This window comes from Streptococcus mitis, from assembly GCF_005144795.1.
Classification (GTDB): Bacteria; Bacillota; Bacilli; order Lactobacillales; family Streptococcaceae; genus Streptococcus; species Streptococcus mitis_BB.
The window spans coordinates 1-17,340 of record NZ_SWFJ01000014.1 but is presented as its reverse complement, the minus strand read 5'-3'; the positions used below and the strand labels follow the sequence as shown (position 1 = coordinate 17,340).

At 39.5% G+C, this 17,340-nt stretch carries 19 protein-coding genes and 1 pseudogene; 16 read left to right on the top strand and 4 right to left on the bottom strand.

Annotated features, from left to right (window positions below; genetic code table 11):
• The first annotated feature begins 136 nt into the window (after window positions 1-136).
• The 9 genes from rnpA (at window position 137) to adhE (ending at window position 9,309) form a co-directional block, all read left to right on the top strand.
• Window positions 137-508 (top strand): ribonuclease P protein component, encoded by a 372-nt coding sequence (gene rnpA, locus FBF73_RS09095; protein ID WP_136937622.1) that lies wholly within the window; start codon window positions 137-139, stop codon window positions 506-508.
• Entirely contained in the window at window positions 483-1,307 is an 825-nt protein-coding gene (locus FBF73_RS09090) for a membrane protein insertase YidC (RefSeq protein ID WP_206146679.1), read from the top strand. The genes rnpA and FBF73_RS09090 overlap by 26 nt, the downstream gene beginning before the upstream one ends.
• Window positions 1,308-1,324: 17 nt before the next feature.
• Window positions 1,325-2,311 (top strand): RNA-binding cell elongation regulator Jag/EloR, encoded by a 987-nt coding sequence (jag, locus tag FBF73_RS09085; protein ID WP_136937620.1) that lies wholly within the window; start codon window positions 1,325-1,327, stop codon window positions 2,309-2,311.
• Between the two features lie 55 nt (window positions 2,312-2,366).
• Entirely contained in the window at window positions 2,367-2,990 is a 624-nt protein-coding gene (locus FBF73_RS09080; protein ID WP_136937619.1) for a ribonuclease P, read from the top strand.
• A gap of 116 nt (window positions 2,991-3,106) precedes the next feature.
• Window positions 3,107-5,083 carry a transketolase gene (gene tkt, locus FBF73_RS09075; protein WP_136937618.1) on the top strand — a complete coding sequence of 659 codons (1,977 nt, stop codon included), beginning with the start codon at window positions 3,107-3,109 and terminating at the stop codon, window positions 5,081-5,083.
• A 116-nt stretch (window positions 5,084-5,199) separates the two neighbouring features.
• Window positions 5,200-5,499 carry a preprotein translocase subunit YajC gene (gene yajC, locus FBF73_RS09070; RefSeq protein ID WP_001069289.1) on the top strand — a complete coding sequence of 100 codons (300 nt, stop codon included), beginning with the start codon at window positions 5,200-5,202 and terminating at the stop codon, window positions 5,497-5,499.
• Between the two features lie 46 nt (window positions 5,500-5,545).
• The gene (locus FBF73_RS09065) at window positions 5,546-5,989 is read left to right on the top strand and encodes a low molecular weight protein-tyrosine-phosphatase (protein ID WP_136937617.1); all 444 of its coding nucleotides are present in this window, start codon (window positions 5,546-5,548) and stop codon (window positions 5,987-5,989) included.
• Entirely contained in the window at window positions 5,976-6,386 is a 411-nt protein-coding gene (locus FBF73_RS09060) for an MORN repeat-containing protein (RefSeq protein WP_136937616.1), read from the top strand. The genes FBF73_RS09065 and FBF73_RS09060 overlap by 14 nt, the downstream gene beginning before the upstream one ends.
• A gap of 271 nt (window positions 6,387-6,657) precedes the next feature.
• Window positions 6,658-9,309 carry a bifunctional acetaldehyde-CoA/alcohol dehydrogenase gene (gene adhE / locus FBF73_RS09055; protein WP_136937615.1) on the top strand — a complete coding sequence of 884 codons (2,652 nt, stop codon included), beginning with the start codon at window positions 6,658-6,660 and terminating at the stop codon, window positions 9,307-9,309.
• A 77-nt stretch (window positions 9,310-9,386) separates the two neighbouring features.
• On the opposite strand, the gene FBF73_RS10220 is transcribed toward adhE, so the two are convergent.
• The 3 genes from FBF73_RS10220 to FBF73_RS09040 all read right to left on the bottom strand — a co-directional run bounded on the left by FBF73_RS10220 (window position 9,387) and on the right by FBF73_RS09040 (window position 10,758).
• Window positions 9,387-9,689 (bottom strand): hypothetical protein, encoded by a 303-nt coding sequence (locus FBF73_RS10220; RefSeq protein WP_258010506.1) that lies wholly within the window; start codon window positions 9,687-9,689, stop codon window positions 9,387-9,389.
• Window positions 9,690-9,709: 20 nt separating this feature from the next.
• Window positions 9,710-10,024, bottom strand: a complete 315-nt coding sequence (locus tag FBF73_RS10215; protein ID WP_002880183.1) for a hypothetical protein — start codon at window positions 10,022-10,024, stop codon at window positions 9,710-9,712.
• 173 nt (window positions 10,025-10,197) lie between these two features.
• Window positions 10,198-10,758: a TetR/AcrR family transcriptional regulator gene (locus FBF73_RS09040; protein ID WP_000111607.1), complete on the bottom strand. Its 561-nt coding sequence runs from the start codon at window positions 10,756-10,758 to the stop codon at window positions 10,198-10,200.
• 254 nt (window positions 10,759-11,012) lie between these two features.
• Between FBF73_RS09040 and FBF73_RS09035 the strand changes: the two genes are divergently transcribed.
• The gene (locus FBF73_RS09035) at window positions 11,013-11,636 is read left to right on the top strand and encodes a cysteine hydrolase (protein ID WP_000483064.1); all 624 of its coding nucleotides are present in this window, start codon (window positions 11,013-11,015) and stop codon (window positions 11,634-11,636) included.
• Window positions 11,637-11,858: 222 nt separating this feature from the next.
• Complete coding sequence (gap, locus tag FBF73_RS09030) at window positions 11,859-12,866, top strand: type I glyceraldehyde-3-phosphate dehydrogenase (RefSeq protein ID WP_000260686.1); 1,008 nt, start codon at window positions 11,859-11,861, stop codon at window positions 12,864-12,866.
• A gap of 68 nt (window positions 12,867-12,934) precedes the next feature.
• On the opposite strand, the gene FBF73_RS09025 is transcribed toward gap, so the two are convergent.
• On the bottom strand, window positions 12,935-13,810 hold the full coding sequence (locus FBF73_RS09025; RefSeq protein WP_124788520.1) for an RluA family pseudouridine synthase: 876 nt from the start codon (window positions 13,808-13,810) through the stop codon (window positions 12,935-12,937).
• Window positions 13,811-13,896: 86 nt separating this feature from the next.
• Between FBF73_RS09025 and pbp2a the strand changes: the two genes are divergently transcribed.
• The 5 genes and pseudogenes from pbp2a to FBF73_RS09000 all read left to right on the top strand — a co-directional run.
• On the top strand, window positions 13,897-16,092 hold the full coding sequence (gene pbp2a, locus FBF73_RS09020; protein ID WP_136937614.1) for a penicillin-binding protein PBP2A: 2,196 nt from the start codon (window positions 13,897-13,899) through the stop codon (window positions 16,090-16,092).
• Window positions 16,093-16,144: 52 nt separating this feature from the next.
• Window positions 16,145-16,297 carry a 50S ribosomal protein L33 gene (rpmG, locus tag FBF73_RS09015; RefSeq protein WP_033674018.1) on the top strand — a complete coding sequence of 51 codons (153 nt, stop codon included), beginning with the start codon at window positions 16,145-16,147 and terminating at the stop codon, window positions 16,295-16,297.
• A gap of 9 nt (window positions 16,298-16,306) precedes the next feature.
• The gene (secE, locus tag FBF73_RS09010; protein WP_001210991.1) at window positions 16,307-16,483 is read left to right on the top strand and encodes a preprotein translocase subunit SecE; all 177 of its coding nucleotides are present in this window, start codon (window positions 16,307-16,309) and stop codon (window positions 16,481-16,483) included.
• Window positions 16,484-16,536: 53 nt separating this feature from the next.
• On the top strand, window positions 16,537-17,073 hold the full coding sequence (gene nusG, locus FBF73_RS09005) for a transcription termination/antitermination protein NusG (RefSeq protein ID WP_020901172.1): 537 nt from the start codon (window positions 16,537-16,539) through the stop codon (window positions 17,071-17,073).
• Between the two features lie 121 nt (window positions 17,074-17,194).
• A pseudogene (locus FBF73_RS09000) lies at window positions 17,195-17,340 on the top strand (sigma-70 family RNA polymerase sigma factor); the annotation flags it as partial.

Below are 17,340 nucleotides of genomic sequence, written 5' to 3'. Positions count from 1 at the left end.
AAATATTTAGTACAAGGAGTTGGGAAAGAGATTTTTCCAGCTTCTTTTTCTGATGGAAATGTCCAAAACCTTGCTATGATTGGCTTTTTTGAAAAATATGGTATAATAGTAGTAATTTAATAGATGGAGTTGAGTTTTGAAGAAAAACTTTCGTGTAAAAAGAGAGAAAGATTTTAAGGCGATTTTCAAGGAGGGGACAAGTTTTGCTAACCGCAAATTTGTTGTCTACCAACTAGAAAACCAGAAAAACCATTTTCGAGTAGGTCTATCAGTTAGCAAAAAACTGGGGAATGCCGTCACTAGAAATCAAATCAAGCGACGAATTAGACATATTATCCAGAATGTAAAAGGGAGTCTGGAAGAAAACGTCGATTTTGTTGTCATTGCTCGAAAAGGGGTTGAAAACTTGGGATACGCAGAGATGGAGAAAAATCTACTCCACGTATTAAAATTATCAAAGATTTACCAGGAAGGAAATGGGAGTGAAAAAGAAATTACAGTTGACTAGTTTGCTAGGACTGTCTCTATTGATCATGACAGCCTGTGCAACAAATGGGACAACTAGCGATATTACAGCCGAATCGGCTGATTTTTGGAGTAAATTTGTTTACTTCTTTGCGGAAATCATTCGCTTTTTATCGTTTGATATCAGTATCGGAGTAGGGATTATTCTCTTTACGGTCTTGATTCGTACACTACTCTTGCCAGTCTTTCAGGTGCAAATGGTAGCTTCTAGAAAAATGCAGGAAGCTCAACCACGCATTAAGGCGCTTCGAGAACAATATCCAGGTCGAGATATGGAAAGCAGAACCAAGCTAGAGCAAGAAATGCGTAAAGTCTTTAAAGAAATGGGTGTCAGACAGTCAGATTCTCTTTGGCCGATTTTGATTCAGATGCCGGTTATCTTGGCCTTGTTCCAAGCTCTATCAAGAGTTGACTTTTTAAAGACAGGTCATTTCTTATGGATTAACCTTGGTGGTGTGGATACAACTCTTGTTCTTCCGATTTTAGCGGCAGTATTTACCTTTTTAAGTACTTGGTTATCCAATAAAGCCTTGTCTGAGCGAAATGGCGCTACGACTGTGATGATGTATGGGATTCCAGTCTTGATTTTTATCTTTGCAGTTTATGCGCCAGGTGGAGTCGCCCTATACTGGACAGTGTCCAATGCTTATCAAGTCCTGCAAACCTATTTCTTGAACAATCCATTCAAGATTATCGCAGAGCGAGAGGCGGTAGCTCAGGCACAGAAAGATTTGGAAAATAGAAAAAGAAAAGCCAAGAAAAAGGCTCAGAAAACGAAATAATAAGGAGGAATCTGGTAATGGTAGTATTTACAGGTTCAACTGTTGAAGAAGCAATCCAGAAAGGATTGGAAGAATTAAATATTCCAAGGATGAAAGCTCACATCAAAGTCATTTCTCGTGAAAAAAATGGATTTCTTGGTTTATTTGGTAAAAAACCAGCCCAGGTTGATATTGAAGCTATTAGTGAAACAACTGTCATTAAAGCAAATCAACAAGCTGTAAAGGGTGTTCCTAAAGAAGTCAATGAAAAAAATGAACCAGTTAAAACAGTCAGTCAAGCGACCGTTGATTTGGGGCATGTTGTAGAAGCAATTAAAAAGATTGAAGAAGAAGGCCAAGGGGTTTCTGATGAAGTCAAGGCTGAAATATTGAAAAATGAAAAACATGCTAGCACTATTTTGGAAGAAACTGGTCATATTTCAATTCTAAATGAATTGCAACTAGAAGAGAGCACAGATGAAACTGTTTCTGCTTCTGAGTCAGTTTTCGACACAGAAGAACCTTCTAGTCAATTTATCGAAGATTTAGACTTAAAGGTGGAAGCGAGTTTTGATATTGAACAAGTAGCTACGGAAGTAACGACTTATGTCCAAACAATCATTGATGATATGGACGTTGAAGCGACGATTTCAAATGATTATAACCGTCGTAGCATCAATTTGCAAATTGATACAAATGAGCCAGGGCGTATTATCGGTTATCATGGTAAAGTATTGAAAGCCTTGCAGCTATTGGCTCAAAATTATCTTTATAACCGCTATTCAAGAACCTTCTACATTACTATTAATGTCAATGATTATGTTGAACACCGTGCAGAAGTCTTGCAGACCTATGCGCAAAAATTGGCGACTCGTGTTTTAGAAGAAGGTCGCAGCCGACAAACAGATCCAATGTCAAATAGCGAACGCAAGATTATCCATCGCATTATTTCACGCATGGATGGCGTGACGAGTTACTCTGAGGGTGACGAGCCAAATCGCTATGTTGTCGTAGATGCAGAATAAGCAAAGCAAAATCAGGTTCATCCTGATTTTTTGCTAGCTGGAGGAGATTAAATTAATGTTGAATAAGATAAGAGACTATCTAGACTTTGCTGGTTTGCAGTACCGTAATCCTGATAAAGCAGGAGAAGAGCGAGAAAAAATGCTGGCATTCCGCCACAAAGGTCAAGAGGCACGAAAGGCTTTTACAGAACTGGCCAAAGTCTTTCAAGCAAGCCATCCAGAATGGCAACTCCAACAAACTAGTCAGTGGATGAATCAAGCGCAACGTTTGCGACCACATTTTTGGATTTATCTACAGAGAGACGGACAAGTGACAGAACCTATGATGGCCTTACGTTTGTACGGAAGTTCTTCTGATTTTGGAGTCTCACTAGAAGTTAGTTTTATCGAGCGCAAGAAAGATGAGCAAACTCTAGGCAAGCAGGCTAAAGTTTTAGAAATTCCAACTGATGAAGATGTTTATTATCTAGTCTATTCTGATGGTCAAAGTCAACGGTGGGAGGCGAACGAAGAAAACCGTTGTACTTTACGCGAGAAGTTGAGAAGTCAGGAAGTTCGCAAAGTTTTAGTTAAGGCAGATGTTTCTTTTATAGAAAATCAATCATTAGAAGTGATTTTAGGAAAATTAGAAGAAGCTTATGAACGCTTACTTCCCTACTATCAGGCGACCAGAGAATAGAAAATAGGAGACTTATCTAGCGTCGAATTGTTTAATTGCTATTCTATGTATTTTTTCATATAATAGTAAAATAGAATGTGTGATTTAGTAATCACCTCAAATAGAAAGGAAATTCTATGTCAAATCTATCTGTTAATGCAATTCGTTTCCTGGGTATTGACGCCATTAATAAAGCTAACTCAGGTCACCCAGGTGTGGTTATGGGAGCGGCTCCGATGGCTTATAGCCTCTTTACAAAACAACTTCGTATCAATCCAGCTCAACCAAACTGGATTAACCGTGACCGCTTTATTCTTTCAGCAGGTCATGGTTCAATGCTCCTTTATGCCCTTCTTCACCTTTCTGGTTTTGAAGATGTCAGCATGGATGAAATCAAGAGCTTCCGTCAATGGGGTTCAAAAACACCTGGTCACCCAGAATTTGGCCATACAGCAGGGATTGATGCTACGACAGGTCCTCTAGGTCAAGGGATTTCAACTGCCACTGGTTTTGCCCAAGCAGAACGTTTCTTGGCAGCCAAATATAACCGAGAAGGCTACAATATCTTTGACCACTATACTTATGTTATCTGTGGAGACGGAGATTTGATGGAAGGTGTCTCAAGCGAGGCGGCTTCATATGCAGGCTTGCAAAAACTAGACAAGTTAGTTGTTCTTTATGATTCAAATGACATCAACTTGGATGGAGAGACAAAGGATTCCTTTACAGAAAGTGTTCGTGACCGTTACAATGCCTACGGTTGGCATACTGCCTTGGTAGAAGATGGAACAGACTTGGAAGCCATCCATGCTGCTATCGAAACGGCTAAAGCTTCAGGTAAGCCATCTTTGATTGAAGTGAAGACTGTTATTGGATACGGTTCTCCAAACAAACAAGGAACTAATGCTGTACACGGTGCTCCTCTCGGCGCAGATGAAACTGCAGCAACTCGTCAAGCCCTTGGTTGGGACTACGAACCATTTGAAATCCCAGAACAAGTATATGCTGATTTCAAAGAACATGTTGCAGACCGTGGTGCATCAGCTTATCAAGCTTGGACAAAATTGGTTGCTGATTATAAAGAAGCTCACCCAGAATTGGCTGCAGAAGTAGAAGCCATCATCGACGGACGTGATCCAGTTGAAGTGACTCCAGCGGACTTCCCAGCTTTAGAAAATGGCTTCTCTCAAGCAACTCGTAATTCAAGCCAAGATGCCTTGAATGTTGTGGCAGCTAAGTTGCCAACCTTCTTAGGTGGATCAGCTGACCTTGCTCACTCAAACATGACTTATATCAAGACTGACGGACTTCAAGATGATGCTAATCGCTTGAACCGTAACATTCAGTTTGGTGTTCGTGAATTTGCCATGGGAACGATCTTGAACGGGATGGCCCTTCACGGTGGACTTCGTGTATACGGTGGAACTTTCTTTGTCTTCTCTGACTATGTGAAGGCAGCTGTTCGCTTGTCAGCCTTACAAGGACTTCCTGTGACTTATGTCTTTACCCACGATTCAATCGCGGTTGGGGAAGACGGTCCAACGCACGAACCAGTTGAGCATTTAGCAGGTCTTCGTGCCATGCCAAATCTAAATGTTTTCCGTCCAGCAGATGCGCGTGAAACGCAAGCAGCTTGGTACCTTGCAGTGACAAGCGAAAAAACACCAACTGCCCTTGTCTTGACACGTCAAAACTTGACTGTTGAAGAAGGAACAGACTTTGATAAAGTTGCAAAAGGTGCCTATGTTGTCTATGAAACTGCAGCAGACTTTGATACAATCTTGATTGCGACAGGTTCAGAGGTCAATCTTGCTGTATCAGCTGCCAAAGAATTGGCTAGTCAAGGTGCAAAAGTCCGTGTAGTCAGCATGCCATCTACAGATGTCTTTGATAAACAAGATGCAGCATATAAGGAAGAAATCCTACCAAATGCAGTCCGCCGTCGTGTCGCAGTCGAAATGGGTGCAACTCAAAATTGGTACAAATATGTTGGTCTAGATGGTGCTGTTCTTGGTATTGATACCTTTGGAGCTTCTGCTCCAGCACCAAAAGTATTGGCAGAATATGGCTTTACTGTTGAAAATCTTGTAAAAGTCGTTCAAAACTTGAAATAATCCTAAAAATCAGGGCGCAAGCTCTGGTTTTTCTTACTAGAAAAGCAAGGTACAACCTTGTAAAAGTAGCTGAAATTTGATATAGTAGTCCTATGTAAAATACAAAGGAGAAAACAATGAATCCAAATTATACATTTTTAATCATGCTTGTGGCGATGTTAGGCTTGATGTTCTTTATGCAACGCTCTCAAAAGAAACAAGCACAAAAACGTATGGAAAGTTTAAACAAACTACAAAAAGGCTATGAAGTTATTACAATCGGTGGACTTTACGGAACAGTCGATGAAGTAGATACTGAGAAGAGAACGATTGTTCTTGATGTAGATGGAGTTTACTTGACTTTTGAACTAGCTGCTATTAAGACAGTATTACCGCTGAAAGAAACAGCTTCACTAGAAGGCGCAATTGAAAAATAAGACGGGATCACTAACTCCCGTTTTTCTGTAAAAGAAAGGAAATGGGATGAAAAAACTAGTCTTTGTCTGTCTGGGAAATATTTGTCGCAGCCCTATGGCCGAGTTTGTTATGAAATCAATGACAGATAATTATGAAATCCAAAGTCGAGCGACTTCCTCTTGGGAACATGGCAATCCGATTCATAAGGGAACTCAAGGGATTTTTCAAGAGTATGAGATTCCTTATGAAAAAAGCAAGACATCGCTTCAGATTAGTAAGGAAGATTTTGAATCCTTTGATTATATTATCGGAATGGACGCTTCAAATGTTTCTGACCTACGTCAGATGTGTCCAGCAGGTTTGCAACATAAGATTTACTCATTTGCATCTGAAAGTGTTCCAGATCCTTGGTATACAGGAGATTTTGAGGAAACCTATCAGCGTGTTCAAGAGGGGTGTCAAGCATGGTTAGAACGTTTAGAGAAGGAGAGTGAAGATGGAAAATCTTAAGAATTTTTACGAAAAGTATCGTGTCTATCTGACTCGTCCACGTTTAGAGCTTTTGGCAGTAGTTGCCATTGTTTTTTGTGCTGTACTCGTCTTTTTTCTAAATATTCCCGTAAAAGGTGTTCTAAAGCTTGATAATGAAACAATTGTTTACGAGGGCAGTCTTGTCCGTGGTAAAATGAATGGCCAAGGAACCATTACCTTCCAAAATGGGGACCAATATACAGGTGATTTCATCAATGGTTCCTTCAATGGAAAAGGAACTTTTCAATCTAAAGAAGGCTGGACTTACGAAGGTGATTTTGTAAATGGTCAGGCTGAAGGAAAAGGGAAACTAACAACAGAACAAGAAGTCGTTTATGAAGGGACCTTCAAACAAGGTATCTTTCAACAAAAATAAGACCTCCTGACATGGAGGTTTTTTTACAATAAACAAGAAAGCGCTTTCCATATGTTTGTTAGGTTTGTGAAATAAAAATTTTTTTGTTGTTATTTCACAATTATCTAGTTAAAAGCTGATACTATAACGTATTTGAGAGTAATTTCACAATATCGCAAAAATTCTTTGTGAAATGTTTATGAAACTGTTTACAAAACATAAAAAAAGAGTTATAATAAACTTGTGAAAAAATTAACAAAGGATGAAATCCTTAAAGGCTATGGAGGAAAATATGGCTGATAAAAAAACTGTAACACCTGAGCAAAAACAACTCGCTGCTGAAAAGCATGTAGACGGACTAGTACAAAAAGCTTTGGTTGCGCTTGATGAAATGCGCAAGTTGAACCAAGAACAAGTTGACTACATCGTAGCGAAAGCTTCAGTTGCAGCTCTTGATGCGCACGGTATCCTAGCACAACATGCAATTGAAGAAACTGGTCGTGGTGTATTTGAAGACAAGGCGACAAAAAACCTTTTTGCCTGTGAACATGTTGTGAATAACATGCGCGGAGTTAAAACTGTCGGAGTTATCGAAGATGATCCCGTTACAGGATTGACTAAAATTGCAGAACCTGTCGGTGTTGTGTGTGGTGTCACTCCAACAACAAACCCAACATCAACAGCAATTTTCAAATCATTGATTGCTTTGAAAACACGTAATCCAATCGTGTTTGCCTTCCACCCATCAGCTCAAGAATCATCAGCTCACGCAGCACAAATTGTTCGTGATGCCGCTATCGCAGCTGGAGCGCCTGAAAACTGTGTTCAATGGATTACAGAGCCATCTATGGAAGCAACTGGAGCGCTTATGAACCACGAAGGTATTGCGACTATCCTTGCAACTGGTGGTAACGCCATGGTTAAAGCAGCTTACTCATGTGGGAAACCAGCTCTTGGGGTAGGTGCTGGAAACGTTCCTGCTTATGTAGAAAAATCAGCTGACCTTCGTCAAGCTGCCCATGACATCGTTATGTCTAAATCATTTGATAATGGTATGGTCTGTGCATCAGAACAAGCGGTTATCATTGATAAAGAAGTGTATGACGAATTTGTAGCAGAATTCAAATCATACCACACTTACTTTGTAAACAAAAAAGAAAAAGCACTTCTTGAAGAATTCTGTTTCGGTGTTAAAGCAAACAGCAAAAACTGTGCTGGTGCTAAACTAAATGCAAACATTGTTGGTAAACCAGCTGCATGGATTGCAGAACAAGCGGGATTCAGCGTTCCAGAAGGAACAAACATCTTGGCTGCAGAATGTGAGGAAGTAGGACCAAAAGAACCACTGACTCGTGAAAAATTGTCACCAGTAATCGCTGTATTGAAAGCTGAAGATACAGAAGATGGTCTTACAAAAGCTCGTCAAATGGTTGAGTTTAACGGACTTGGTCACTCAGCAGCTATCCATACAAAAGACGAAGAGCTTGCTAAACGCTTTGGTACAGAAATCAAAGCTATGCGTATTATCTGGAACTCTCCATCTACTTTCGGTGGTATCGGTGACGTTTACAATGCCTTCATCCCATCATTGACACTTGGATGTGGTTCATACGGACGTAACTCTGTTGGTGATAACGTGAGCGCTATTAACCTCCTAAACATCAAGAAAGTAGGGAAACGTAGAAATAATATGCAATGGTTTAAAGTTCCTTCAAAAATTTACTTCGAACGCAATTCTATCCAATACCTTCAAACATGTGAAGATATTGAACGCGTTCTGATTGTTACAGACAAATCTATCGAAAAACTCGGTTTCGTTCAACGTGTTATCGATCAATTGAACGCACGTAGCAACCGTGTAACTATCCAAGTCTTCTCAGATGTTGAACCAGATCCAGACATCACAACTGTAGAACGTGGTGCTGAAGTGATGAAAGCATTTGAACCAGACACAATCATTGCTCTTGGTGGTGGTTCTCCAATGGACGCGGCGAAAGTAATGTGGCTCTTCTACGAACAACCAGAAATTGACTTCCGTGACTTGGTCCAAAAATTCATGGATATTCGTAAACGCGCATTCCGCTTCCCATCACTTGGTAAGAAAGCGAAGTACATCGGTATCCCAACAACTTCAGGTACTGGTTCAGAAGTAACACCATTTGCCGTTATCTCTGATAAGAAAAACAACCGCAAATACCCATTGGCTGACTACTCGTTGACACCGACTATTGCTATTGTTGACCCTGCTTTGGTTGAATCAGTTCCAGACTTTATTGCTGCTGATACAGGTATGGACGTCTTGACACACGCGACTGAAGCCTACACTTCAAACTTCGCTAACGACTATACAGATGGTATTGCGCTTCAAACAATCAAACTTGTCTTTGAATGGTTGGAAAAATCTGTTAAGACAGCTGACCCAGAAGCTCGTGAGAAAATGCACAACGCGTCTACAATGGCTGGTATGGCCTTCGCCAATGCCTTCCTTGGTATGAGCCACTCAATGGCCCACAAGATTGGTGGTGTTCACCACACTGTTCACGGACGTACAAATGCTATCTTGCTTCCATATGTTATCCGTTACAACGGAACTCGTCCATCTAAGACAACTACATGGCCTAAGTACAACTATTGGAAAGCTGATGAGAAATTCCAAGACATCGCGAAAATGCTTGGCTTGCCTCACTCAACTCCAGAAGAAGCAGTTGAAGCATACGCTAAAGCTGTTTACGAGCTTGGTGTTGCAGTAGGTATCAAGATGAACTTCAAGGATCAAGGAATTGATGAAAAAGCTTGGAAAGACAGCTTGCATGAAATTGCTTTGCTTGCTTATGAAGACCAATGTTCTCCTGCAAATCCACGCTTGCCAATGGTAGCTGACATGGAAGAAATCATGGCAGATGCTTACTATGGTTATGCAGAACGTCCAGGACGTCGTAAATAATCGTTTATCAGCCTAGAGGCAGGAATTTCCTGTCTCTTTTTTGTGAAACTGGAGTATTGAGAATAGTTTTAAGTTTTCTATTTTCGTTTTTTATCAAATACTTTATCATCAAATTGTTCAGCTAGTATAGTTGCTGAGTGATAAAGTTCCTTTGCTTTATTTTTATCATTTTCAAAATAAAGATAGCACTTAGCTTCAAATACTGAAATTCCAGGTTTATAGACTTGCAACATTGTTACTGATAAAATTTCATTCATCTTTTTTACTAGAGATATCATATGCTTATAGTCATTATGAACAACATAAACACCCGCTATGGCACAAAGAACTGATAGTAGCTCTACATTATACATTTCATCACTAACTAATTGCTGTTTCAACAACTTAATCCGAAAATCATCTAATGCTCTCTTCTATAAATCAAGTCTTGACATTGCATAGCAAAATAATCAATTAATAGTAAATCATTGAATGTGTAAACTTGCTTTAGTGTTACTTGCTTAAAATAATCATCAAAAATATCTTCAGCGAAACTACCTGTCCCTGTTCTTATCAAGTCTAATATTCTTTCAATCAAGTCTAGACTCAGCAACTCTTCCTCAGGAAGAGCTAGTTCTTTATTTTCAAGAAAAGTATCTATCGGAACTTCTAATCGCTTAGATAAATATTGTAACTTAGTAATTGTTGGCAAGGATTGCCCAAGCTCAGTACGCATCAGCTGTTTGATTATTAAGTCAGCTTCTGTCCACAGACCTCTTCTCTCATCAATTTGTGACGTTCACGTTCCTGTCTTACTCTATGACCAATTTCAGTTTTAATATCTGTTGTCATTCTTACCTCTTAACCACAATCCATAAATTAACATACTTTTAATTCTTCGGCTAAAAATTAACAATAATTCTTTTTCAAATCCGTCATATTATTTTCTAAAACTTGGATGTCTTGGCTGACTTTGAGAATGACAATGCTGCCTTGAATACTGGAGATGACTTGACGGGCCTGCAACTGCGCCCGCTCTTCTGACCAGTCAGCATGCAGGTCTTGCAAGAGGCTGGCTAACTTCTCTGTCCATTGGGTCATAAAATCATTGAGAGGACAGCGGAAGTTCTCATCTTCTGTGGACAATTCCACAATCAGATTACCAATTGGGCAACCATAAAAGACCGTCTGACTTTCATGAAATTGACAAACCCAGTCAATCATATCCGAAAACTTGTCACTGTCAGACTTGTCTGCTTCAAAAATATCTTCAAAAAGCTCTTTTCGCCAATTTGCTAAAATATCTTGAATGACCGTCAAACCAATTTCCTTCTTAGATTTGAAATAATAATAAAGCTGTCCCTTGCCAACATCAGCTGCCTCCATGATGTCACTGATGGAGGTGGCCACATAACCCTTCTGATAAATCAATTCCTCAGCACTTTGTAAAATACGCTCTTTAACGCTCATCTACTCACCTCTCTTTTTTCCTATTATAGCAGATTCAGAGTCTGAGACCAAACAATTGAAACCACCTCCTTTTGCCACTGTTTTATCATTAAAATTTTTTGTTCTGAGCAAATTAATTTACAAATTCAATTTTAGATGTTATTATAATTGTACCGAATGGTCAGTATATAACTAAAACTACCATTTGGAAAATCATCAAACTAACAGTCTAAATTCCTATTGGCTGTTAATCAAATCATATTAGGAGGAACCTCATGTTCAATCAGAAAAATGTCGCATTTGTTATCACAGACCCACAAGTTGAATTTCTAAAACATCCTGGTAAAGGATTCGGAGCAACTAAAGACGTTCTTGAAAAAGTTAATACTATTGAAAATCTGACAAAGCTTTTCGCTCTTGCTCAAGAGCGTGGCTACAAGCGTTTTATCTCACCGCACTACTTCTATCCACACGATCACAAGTGGCAATTTAAAGCTGCTGGTGAAACGATGATGATTGAAAACGAAATGTTTTGGCGTGATAGCCAGTATTCAGCAATTCCAGAAGGCTCTGGAGCAGATATGATTGAAGAGATTAAACCATTTTTGGATGAAGATACTATTGTTGTCAACGGACATAAAATCTTTGGCCCAGAAAGCAACGACCTTAACCTTCAACTCCGCAAAAATGGTATCGACACCGTCATCTTGGCTGGTATGAATGCTAATCTCTGCGTGGATTCACACATGCGTGAACTCATAGAATTAGGTTACAATGTCATTGTTGTTAACGATGCTGTCGGTGCTCCAGGTGAAGAAGCCTACCAAGCTGCCCTGACAAACTATGGCTACATTGCCAACCAAGTTTTGACAACTGAGGAAGTTATCGCTCAACTTTAGAAAAAGGAAAGTTGTAAATGACTATGTAGACAAAGAAAGACAGCGGTATAGGCTTTCAAAGGAGAAAGGGAAATAAGCGAGATATAGACAAAAAACAATGCCCGTACTTGCAATTAAACTTAAATAGTTATATAATAGGTTTGTTGAAAGGTGATTTGTAGTGATTCAAGTTACTCTTTTCACAATAAAAATTTCATGATTTTCATAAGGAGGAAATCACTAATGGTAGTTAAAGTTGGTATTAACGGTTTCGGACGTATCGGTCGTCTTGCTTTCCGTCGTATCCAAAACGTAGAAGGTGTTGAAGTTACACGCATCAACGACCTTACAGATCCAGTTATGCTTGCACACTTGTTGAAATACGACACAACTCAAGGTCGTTTCGACGGTACTGTTGAAGTTAAAGAAGGTGGATTCGAAGTTAACGGTAAATTCGTTAAAGTTTCTGCTGAACGTGATCCAGAACAAATCGACTGGGCTACTGACGGTGTAGAAATCGTTCTTGAAGCTACTGGTTTCTTTGCTAAGAAAGAAGCAGCTGAAAAACACCTTAAAGGTGGAGCTAAAAAAGTTGTTATCACTGCTCCTGGTGGAAACGACGTTAAAACAGTTGTATTCAACACTAACCACGACGTTCTTGACGGTACTGAAACAGTTATCTCAGGTGCTTCATGTACTACAAACTGCTTGGCTCCAATGGCTAAAGCTCTTCAAGACAACTTTGGTGTTGTAGAAGGATTGATGACTACTATCCACGCTTACACTGGTGACCAAATGATTCTTGACGGACCACACCGTGGTGGTGACCTTCGCCGTGCTCGTGCTGGTGCTGTAAACATCGTTCCTAACTCAACTGGTGCTGCAAAAGCTATCGGTCTTGTAATCCCAGAATTGAATGGTAAATTGGACGGAGCTGCTCAACGTGTTCCTGTTCCAGCAGGTTCTGTAACTGAGTTGGTAGCAGTTCTTGAAAAGAACGTTACTGTTGACGAAGTGAACGCAGCTATGAAAGCAGCTTCAAACGAATCATACGGATACACTGAAGATCCAATCGTATCTTCAGATATCCTAGGTATGTCTTACGGTTCATTGTTTGACGCAACTCAAACTAAAGTTCTTGACGTTGACGGTAAACAATTGGTTAAAGTTGTATCATGGTACGACAACGAAATGTCATACACTGCACAACTTGTTCGTACTCTTGAATACTTCGCAAAAATCGCTAAATAATTCATGAGTCGATAAAAAGCAAGGCCTCTTGGTCTTGCTTTTCTTATATGGAAAAATGGATGACGCAATCATCCATTCTTTTTTAATTCTTTTTCGAAAGTATCTGAGAGGATAGTGAAGCTTAATTTCTCTAATGTAAGCGGATGGGTAAAGGACAGTCGAAAGGCGTGGAGCATAAGCCGACTTGTTTTTGATTTACTATTATAGAGAGGGTCGCCTAAAATAGGGAAATTATGATGCGAAAGGTGCACACGAATCTGATGGGTTCGCCCTGTCTTTAGATTGCAACGAACCAAGGAAGTTTTGTTTGGAAATTGCTTTAATCTGCTTACATGCGTTTCAGCATATTGTCCATTTTTTGTATCAACTATTCGCTTTCTGCGATCATGGCGATTACGTCCGATTTTGTCCCTGAAAACAAGCTCTTTGCTGCTGATATTTCCATCAACTAGTGCCCAATATTCCCTAGAAATCTCTTTTTTCTCCAGTAAGCGATTGAGAATGGGCAGGATAAAAGGATTTTTGGCAAAGAGAACCAAGCCACTGGTTTCCATGTCCAGACGATGAACGACATAGCAGGTTTGGCCAACATAGGCACTGACATGGTTAAGAAGGGCGATTTCGTTTGGCTGATTACCATGCGTTTTCATCCCCTCTGGCTTGTTCACAATAACTAAGTGTTGATCTTGATAAACTTCCTGAACGAGGTTTGGGTTGCCCCAAGGAATTTCTTTTTCGGGATAATCTTCCTCGTCAAAAGTTAACTGGCAAACATCTCCAGGTTTTACCATCTCGTTCCAATGAACTTCTCGCTGATTAATCAAAATGTGTTTCTTGATTCTCAAAAAATGACGGATTTTTCTAGGGATGAGGAGTTGTTCTTCAAGTAATTGCTTTACCGTCATTTGAGGTAGAGAGTCTGGTAATGTAAATGTGAATTGCATACAGATATTGTAACAAAAAAAGCCCTATTTGGATAGGAAATAGCTAAATTCTTGTCTTCCTATGATGAAGATGATAAAATAAACGCATGAAATTAGATAAATTATTTGAGAAATTTCTTTCTCTTTTTAAAAAAGAAACAAGTGAACTAGAGGATTCTGATACGACTAGCTTACGTCGCTCTCGTAGTGATCGAAAAAAATTAGCCCAAGTAGGTCCAATTCGAAAATTCTGGCGTCGCTATCATCTAACAAAGATTGTCCTTATACTAGGTTTGAGTGCAGGCTTGCTGGTTGGAACCTATTTGTTTGCTGTAGCCAAGTCAACCAATGTTAACGATTTGCAAAATGCCTTGAAAACTCGGACTATCATTTTTGACCGTGAAGAAAAGGAGGCTGGTGCCTTGTCTGGTCAAAAAGGAACTTATGTTGAATTGACTGATATCAGTAAAAATTTGCAGAATGCCGTTATTGCGACAGAAGACCGCTCTTTCTATAAAAATGACGGGATTAACTATGGTCGTTTCTTCTTGGCGATTGTCACTGCTGGTCGTTCAGGTGGTGGTTCTACTATTACCCAACAGCTGGCTAAAAACGCCTATTTGTCGCAGGATCAAACTGTTGAGAGAAAAGCGAAAGAATTTTTCCTTGCCTTAGAATTAACAAAAAAATATAGTAAGGATCAGATTTTAACCATGTACCTTAACAATGCCTATTTTGGAAATGGTGTGTGGGGTGTAGAAGATGCGAGTAAGAAATACTTTGGAGTTTCTGCGTCAGAAGTGAGTTTGGATCAAGCTGCGACTCTGGCAGGGATGCTCAAAGGGCCGGAACTGTATAATCCTTTGAATTCTGTACAAGATTCGACTAATCGTCGCGACACTGTCTTACAAAATATGCTTGCAGCGGGTTACATTGATAAAAACCAAGAAACTGAAGCTGCAGAAGTTGATATGACTTCGCAATTGCACGATAAGTATGAAGGAAAGATTTCAGATTACCGCTATCCTTCTTACTTTGATGCGGTTGTTAATGAGGCTGTTTCCAAGTATAGTCTAACAGAGGAAGAAATTGTCAATAATGGCTACCGCATTTACACAGAGCTGGACCAAAACTACCAAGCAAATATGCAGGTTGTCTATGAAAATACAGCGCTATTTCCGAGGGCGGAGGATGGAACATTTGCTCAATCAGGAAGTGTAGCTCTCGAACCGAAAACAGGTGGAGTTCGTGGAGTTGTCGGTCAAGTTGCTGACAATGATAAAACTGGATTCCGGAATTTCAACTATGCAACTCAATCAAAACGTAGCCCTGGTTCTACAATTAAGCCTTTAGTTGTTTATACGCCTGCAGTTGAAGCTGGCTGGGCTTTGAATAAGCAGTTGGATAACCATACCATGCAGTATGACAGCTATAAGGTTGATAACTATGCAGGGATCAAAACGAGTCGAGAAGTTCCTATGTATCAAGCCTTGGCAGAGTCGCTTAATCTACCTGCTGTTGCCACTGTTAATGATTTGGGCGTCGACAAGGCTTTTGAGACAGGCGAAAAATTCGGGCTCAACATGGAAAAGGTCGACCGTGTTCTTGGTGTCGCCTTGGGAAGTGGTGTCGAAACCAATCCTCTGCAAATGGCTCAAGCATATGCTGCCTTTGCAAATGAAGGTTTAATGCCTGAAGCTCATTTTATTAGTAGAATTGAAAATGCTAGTGGACAAGTTATTGCAAGCCATAAAAATTCACAAAAACGGGTGATTGATAAGTCTGTAGCTGATAAGATGACCAGTATGATGTTGGGGACATTCACCAACGGTACCGGTATTAGTTCATCGCCTGCAGATTATGTAATGGCAGGAAAAACTGGTACAACTGAAGCGGTTTTCAATCCAGAATATACAAGTGATCAGTGGGTAATTGGTTATACACCGGATGTAGTGATTAGTCACTGGCTTGGTTTCCCGACGACTGATGAAAATCACTATCTAGCTGGCTCTACTTCAAACGGTGCAGCCCATGTCTTTAGAAACATTGCCAATACCATTTTACCTTATACGCCAGGAAGTACCTTTACAGTTGAAAATGCATATAAGCAAAATGGAATTGCACCAGCCAATACAAGAAATCAAGTGCAGAGTAATGAAACGAATCAGACGGATGATACCCTTTCTGATATTAGAAGTCGTGCGCAAAATCTGGTAGATGAGGCCAGTCGTGCTATCTCGGATGCTAAAATTAAGGAAAAGGCTCAAACGATATGGGATTCGGTAGTCAATCTATTTCGTTAAGATGCTTGTCAAAGCCTAGCTTTCTTGTTATAATAGATAAGATGGAGGCGTTATGGCACTAAAAAAAGCAAGCCTAGCTTGTGCGGTTTGTGGTTCGAGAAACTATTCAATAAAGATCAGCGGAAACCCCAAGCCAACACGACTAGAAGTAAATAAATTTTGTAAACATTGTGGTAAGCACACTATACATAGAGAAACGAGATAGGAGAGAGCGATGCGTTTTATTGGAGATATTTTTAGACTTCTTAAAGACACAACATGGCCAACTCGCAAGGAAAGCTGGAGAGATTTTCGTTCTATCATGGAATACACAGCTTTCTTTGTAGTAATTATTTACATTTTTGACCAGTTGATTGTTTCAGGTTTGATTCGATTTATTAACATTTTTTAGAAGGCTAGTGGAGTTATTTACACTAGATATCTTCTATTATGAAAGGAAATATCATGGATAGTTTTGATAAAGGGTGGTTTGTTTTACAAACTTATTCTGGTTATGAAAATAAGGTAAAAGAAAATCTATTACAACGTGCACAAACCTACAATATGTTGGATAATATTCTACGCGTTGAAATTCCAACACAAACAGTGCAAGTTGAAAAAAATGGAAAGAGAAAAGAAATAGAAGAAAATCGCTTTCCAGGTTACGTTCTTGTAGAAATGGTCATGACAGATGAAGCTTGGTTTGTTGTTCGAAACACACCAAACGTTACAGGATTCGTTGGATCTCACGGAAATAGATCAAAACCAACTCCATTATTGGAACAAGAAATTCGTGACATTTTGGTATCTATGGGACAAACTGTTCAAGAATTTGATTTCGATGTTGAGGTTGGTCAAACTGTACGTATTATTGATGGCGCTTTTGCAGACTACACTGGTAAGATTACAGAGATTGATAACAATAAAGTGAAGATGATTATCTCTATGTTTGGTAATGATACAGTTGCAGAAGTAAACCTAAACCAAATCGCAGAATTATAACCCTGAGAGAGGCAAGCCCTCTCTTTTTTTGTGCAGTTGAGACGGTGTAGAGAGCAGAATGGATGAAAAGAACCAAATTAGCTTCTTGATTTGTTAGACTGTATCTAGAAAGGGGGACGTTATGTTTAAAGAATTGTATAAAGAAGTCCAGGGAATTGTATATAAGTGTAGAAATGAATATTACCTTCATTTATGGGAGTTATCTGATTGGGAGCAAGAGGGTATGATTTGCTTACATGAATTGATTAGTAGAGAAGAAGGAATAAT